Annotated in this window: 3 protein-coding genes and 4 pseudogenes; 2 read left to right on the top strand and 5 right to left on the bottom strand. The window is 40.3% G+C overall.

Features of this window, described 5'->3' with window-relative positions; genetic code table 11:
• Window positions 1–235: pseudogene (locus tag B4113_RS20840) on the bottom strand (IS701 family transposase); the annotation flags it as partial.
• A gap of 673 nt (window positions 236–908) precedes the next feature.
• Here B4113_RS20840 and B4113_RS16485 point away from each other — a divergent pair.
• Entirely contained in the window at window positions 909–1,610 is a 702-nt protein-coding gene (locus B4113_RS16485; protein ID WP_061912686.1) for a YqcI/YcgG family protein, read from the top strand.
• 4 nt (window positions 1,611–1,614) lie between these two features.
• On the top strand, window positions 1,615–2,253 hold the full coding sequence (locus tag B4113_RS16480) for a LysE family translocator (protein WP_033843416.1): 639 nt from the start codon (window positions 1,615–1,617) through the stop codon (window positions 2,251–2,253).
• Between the two features lie 53 nt (window positions 2,254–2,306).
• On the opposite strand, the pseudogene B4113_RS16475 reads toward B4113_RS16480, so the two are convergent.
• The 4 genes and pseudogenes from B4113_RS16475 to B4113_RS16460 form a co-directional block, all read right to left on the bottom strand.
• Window positions 2,307–2,802, bottom strand: a pseudogene (locus tag B4113_RS16475) (transposase); the annotation flags it as partial.
• Between the two features lie 343 nt (window positions 2,803–3,145).
• Window positions 3,146–4,387, bottom strand: a complete 1,242-nt coding sequence (locus tag B4113_RS16470; RefSeq protein ID WP_081897192.1) for an MFS transporter — start codon at window positions 4,385–4,387, stop codon at window positions 3,146–3,148.
• Between the two features lie 59 nt (window positions 4,388–4,446).
• Window positions 4,447–5,326 (bottom strand): annotated as a pseudogene (locus B4113_RS16465) (IS982 family transposase).
• A 294-nt stretch (window positions 5,327–5,620) separates the two neighbouring features.
• A pseudogene (locus B4113_RS16460) lies at window positions 5,621–5,881 on the bottom strand (IS701 family transposase); the annotation flags it as partial.

Genomic DNA, 5,881 nt, shown 5'->3' with positions numbered 1-5,881 from the left:
CCAGGCGTTCGATCTGGCGAAGGATCCATTCTTGCAGCTTCTCAAGCAGTTTTTCCTCGTTCCAAGGGCTTTTCGTAAAAAAGTGGCTCAATGTCGTTCGATGATTCGGGTGAAAACTCCAGTACCGGACATCCGTCAATGTCCCCGAACATCCCTTGGTAGTTAAGGCGTCGACAAGGTGAACGAGAGGCTTGATGACCGGCTTCGAGAAATCAAGCGCCAATCCCAGCATCATGAAAAACTTGTGGATTCCTTGATGATGTGCTCATCGATTCATGAGACATGAACCTCCTTGTGTGAACGGATTTGAGCACATCTATTTTACTCAAGGAGCTGGGTTCATGTCTCCTTTTTGGTTTAGTTGTCAATTTGTGTTAGCAAATTTGCTTATCTACAGTAAAATGAGTTTATTGTTGACAAAATCTATTAAAAATAATATAATTTTCAATGAAAAATCAAAAAAATAGATCTTAACCAAAAGTTTTACTTGACTGTTTCAAAACATGCCTTTCCCTCTTTGTCTCTTAGGGCATGGAAATTAATGTGATGAAAAATGCTCATCTACAGTATATAGTAAGTTGAAATTTTGTTTTACATCCGCTGATTCCTCTCATATCAACTTGCACTTAGATGAAACCCGCAACGAAAAATCGGAAATTCTTTATTGCAACTTATATAGTATTTACTTTTAAACTTATATTAATTTTGGGAGGATATAATTTATGTTGGCCAAAACTGAAATAATTTTAGAAGGCTGGTGAAAAACAGCTGTTTCCCCTGCTCAATGGATGAACATGTGAAAAAAAGTACTGATGCTACAAAGTTTTTCTATTTGAGAAATGATGCCGGGAAGCCCCATGTTCCCTTAAATCACCAGCCCCTTAGATCAACATGAAATAAAAAGGAGAATGGAGGAAGGGAGATTAAAAGATTGGGAGTTAGAATGCTATCTGAATTTTAGGAATAATATCCTAGATAAGGAACATCCTTACCCATGTTATTTTGCAGTAGAAGCTGAGAAAAAGGGACTATCCAGATATATTTTTGTACAATCAACATCCGATGAAAATGAACTCTTAAGGTTAAGAGATGGTTTGTATGAATACATTAAGACATATAGAAATATTGGAAAACGCACAACTTTAGTCGCATTTTTTAAACCACCGACAGAAAAAGTGTATGCAGAATACTACAAAAAACAATTTTGGAAAGTGTTACAGTTTTTAATGGATCATGATCTTGAACCTTGGTGTACAGATATCCCTGAAGATCCAAACCATCCTAAGTGGGAGTATTGTTTTGGGGGAGAACCTATTTTTGTTGTCTGCAGAGCTCCTATTTATCATGCAAGAAAAAGCAGATACACAGCTAATGGGCTTGAAATTACTTTCCAACCGAGAGGTACACTTGATGATATTACTGGGGATACTCCAAAAGGTCAACAAGTAAGAGAAATTATTAGATCCAGATTAAAACAATACGATGCAATTCCTCCTCATCCAGATATAGGCGATTATGGAGACCACCATAAAAGAGAATGGAAACAATATATATTACCTGATATCAATGAAGAAAGTTTAATGAGATGTCCATTAAAAAGGAGAGATTAAATAGATGCTAAATGGTTTTTTTGCTTCGATTCTTCTCGGCTTATCTTTATCCATTCCTATTGGGCCTATTAATGTAGAAATGGTGAAGCGGGGAATAAAATATGGGTTTTTTCATTCATGGGTTGTTGGATTGGGAGGAATGTCAGCGGATATTGTCCTAATGTTTGCAATCTTTTTTGGTTTAGCCGCTTTTTTAACCAAGTCCGTTGTACAGCTTATCATGTGGCTCTCTGGTTTCTTTATTTTATGTTATTTGGGTTACGACAGCATAAGGGAAGCATTTAAAAAAATTGAAATAAGTGGGGAGGTTAACAAAGAAGGTTTGTTCAAATCATATCTTTCAGGATTCTCCATTGCTATATCGAATCCACTCAATATTGTCTTTTGGGTTAGCATCTATGGATCGGTATTAGCTATGGAATTGAACTCTGTGGAAAAGTATCAGGCACTTGCTAAAAGTAGCGCCATATTTTTGGGTATCGCATTATGGGATTTGACAGTAGCACTATCTGTACATTTCGGAAGAAAAATGATAAGTGAAAAGTGGTTAAAATGGCTATCAGTCGCAGCAGGAATCACATTAATTGGCTTTGGTATAAGCTTTGCATATAAAGCATTTCAAACATTTTTACATATGGTTTGATGTAAATGAAGAGAGGTATTCGCCACGCACCCCCGCTGGGCCTGCTTCCCCTTGAGCGAAGAAAGCATCTCGATCGCTAGGTCGATCTTGCTTCTTCCCGCCGTCTTGTCATACAGACGAAAGGCGAACGGAAACGCTTGGGTGAAGGTGTGCACCATCAGCCAAACAAGCGAATGCCCCCAGACCCATTGATGATCGCTGTGAGAGAAATGCCAGTCACACCCTTGGATGGCATGGACAGCCCGTGACGAAGGCTTCGTTTTTTGGCAAATCGTATCATCCATCGAAACAAAAAGGGGTTGATTCTCCCGTTTGGCGATTCGCTGGATGCGCTGAAGGATCCATGGCTGGAGTTTGCGAAGCAACGTCTCTTCATCCCAAGGGCTTTTCGTAAAAAAATGGCTGAGCGTCGTTCGATGGTTGGGATGAAAACTCCAGTGATGGACATCGGTCAACGTTCCCGAACATCCCTTGGTACAGGGCATCGACAAGATGAACGAGAGGCTTGATGACCGGCTTCGAGAAGTAAAGCGCCAACCCAAACGTCATGAAAAATGGGTGGATTCCGTGATGATGTGCTCATCGGTTCCTAAGACATGAACCTCCTTGTGGGTAGTTTGAGCACATCTATTTTACTCAAGGAGCTGGGTTCATGTCTCCTTTTTTGTTTGGTTGTCAATTTATGTTAGCGAATTTGCTCATCTACAGGTTCTTGTTTAATCACTTTACATTCTGGCAATCCTAGTGGTATCGAAAGCACTTACGAGACCTCCTTCATGTTGATTTCACCGCTAACATTATTGCCAGGATCTCGTCAGTGCTTTCTCTTTTTTGTCACTAAATCACAAAATTTGGTGATGAACCTAAAAAACTAAGCAGATATCATATCTGCTTAGTCGGAAAAAAGATGTCTATATTCAAGTGCATCCGTTATAGGCAAATTTCTTAATGTAGGCATTACTAACCAATATATAGAAACGAATACCATGGCAATACTGCCAAAAATAAAGATAATCCAACTGCCAATAAAAGGAGCCATTGTGCCTCCAGTTAAAGATCCTAATGGTGCAGCAATAGATATTGCCCCCACAATAAAAGAGAAAACCCTTCCTAGTAAATCACTAGGTACAATTTTCTGCAGAGAAGAGAGGAACAAGACATTTGTTATTCCTATTGCTACATAACTTCCTCCAAACAAAATAACAGAAAGTAAATGAATATTGGTAATACCTGACAAAAACCAACTTAATCCTGAACAGAAAAATCCGATAATGGTTACCTTACCTAAAGGAAATTGACTAAAAAACGAACTAATTGTAGACCCTATCAATAACCCAAAAGACATTGCCGCCAAATACCATCCATAAATATCACTTCCCCCACGATAAACAGCGTATTCCGGTAATATGGCTGATACAGCCCCGATGATAAAATTTGCTAAAATTGCAGCTAACAAAAATTTTGGGATCAATGAACCTTTTATAAACTGATATCCGTTTTTCAAATCCGCTTTATAGTTTTCCCACTTATCTTTTAAAGAAAAGTCCCTTTCCAAATCCTTCTCTTCTAAATCTGTTTTCGGTATTTTTATGTAAAAAAACAAAAGCATGGCTATAAAAAATGTTACTGAACCTAACATATAAACAAACACAGTTCCGATAAGTGCAATAATCGCTCCAGATATTCCTAATAAAATAACATCGAGTAGTTGATAGGTTGCATTCATTATTGAATTAGCTTTTGTTAAATATTTTTCTTCGACAATCGTTGGCAATATGGCTGCATGTGTCGGATAGACAAATTGCTGAATGATAGATGCAATCGGATTAATAATCAGGACGAGCCAAACAGAAAGTACTCCCAAAAAGTGAGCAAGGGGAATTACTAGTAACAATATCGCTTGAATCATTTGCGTGTAAATAAGTATGGACTTGTATCTTTCTTGCTTAATCAATGGACCAACGAAAAATTGGAGGATTAATGGCGCCATCGTTAAAAAGCCGCTCAAACCAGTATAGAAACTATTTTGCGTTAAATCATAAATCAACCACATCGATGCGACTGCATATAAACTATCCCCTATATTCGTAAAAATTCTTCCGGAAACCAAGAATGCGAAATTTTTATTCCACACACTATCCCTCCTTAATATCACTAAAAATATAATCACTAACCCGTGGTGCTAGTTGAGCGTTAGAACTCAACTAGCCCGAGTGTGACCAGCGAATAGGCTAACCATATGCCATCGAGCGCTACTTCAAATCCGATCATGGAATTCGCTCGAATCTGTGTGATCCGGTATTGGTCAACCAGAACCGAGAACACCGTCTCGATCACTTTGCGTTTTTGTTGGATCCACTTCTCCCATGCCTCGGACGGGCGATGTTTCTGGTTTTTTCGAGACGGAGTCCAAAGCGCCATTTGGTATTCTTCGTACAGCTTTTTTGCCACTCACGGCTAATGAACCCTTTGTCCCCGAGGTGATAGGGGGTGAGGAATTTGAGTCATCACGCTTTCAGCGGCGATCCGATCATGGCAGGACGCTTCCGTCACCACATAGCCCATAGGCAACCCTTGATCGGTCACTTGAAGGTGCAGTTTCCAGCCGTCGTACCATTGCTTTTTTGAAGCACAATACCCGATGTCGGCGATTCCTTGAAACCGTTTGACACGATCCCTTCTTGCGGCATGGCACAATGGAAGCGGCAAGCTGTCGACGACGACATAGGCATGATGGTGGCCGCGTTTCGCCAGCTCATGGCGGATCCATTTCATCGCCCAGCGCAGCGCCCGACAACGACGGTTGGATCGGGAACGTTCGAGAAACTGCCCATTTGTGAACAAATTTCCGGTGACAAAGCGATGCCATGCCCGTTCGGAAGAAAAGTCAAGCAGCTTCCCCAAAATGTGAATCGCTATGATCATGTCATCTTCTTGCTTTACCAAATGGCGGTTGCGGCGTTGAAGATGCGTCTGAATCAATGACAGTTGGGCGGAGACAAAAAAGAAAATGGCGGCATATTGTTTTTGAATCTTAGCTCGATCTGTAGTAATAATGAAAGTGCTCTTGCATGGGGATTCTCCTTTCGAATGCTGGATCGCACGTTCATTCTACAGGAGATTCGCAGGCAAGGGCTATTTTTCTGCTTGATCAAGTTCATCTAGCACCACGGGTATAATCACTAAACATATTTTAACAAAAAAACTTTTTATTGCAATAGATTAATCACAACTATTCAAACTTATTTTTATTATTTACAAATACAGAAAATCAGATAAAATAATTAATGAATAACTTTTACCATCTGTAGATGAGCATTTTTCATTACAGTAATTTCCATGACCTAAGAGACAAACAGGGGACCCCTTAGGCGACATGGAGCTGTTTTTTGATCACATCAATGGGAATATCTTGTTTTGTGGCGTCATCGATGAACTCGACGATGCTGTGCCCTTTCCGAGACCGAAGAAGCTCCAGGCCGGAAGAGAGGTCTTGTTGAGATTCCGCGATGCTGTATACGCAGGCAAATAGCACCACTGTCCAATACCGTTTCACCGCCCGAACGTGACGAACACGGTCCACCTGACTTCAGCTGGTCTTTGGCCTGCCGGAAAACGCATTCGATCG

The sequence above is a fragment of the Geobacillus sp. B4113_201601 genome, assembly GCF_001587475.1.
In the GTDB taxonomy this organism is placed as follows: Bacteria; Bacillota; Bacilli; order Bacillales; family Anoxybacillaceae; genus Geobacillus; species Geobacillus icigianus.
This window is presented reverse-complemented; position numbering and strand designations above follow the sequence as displayed.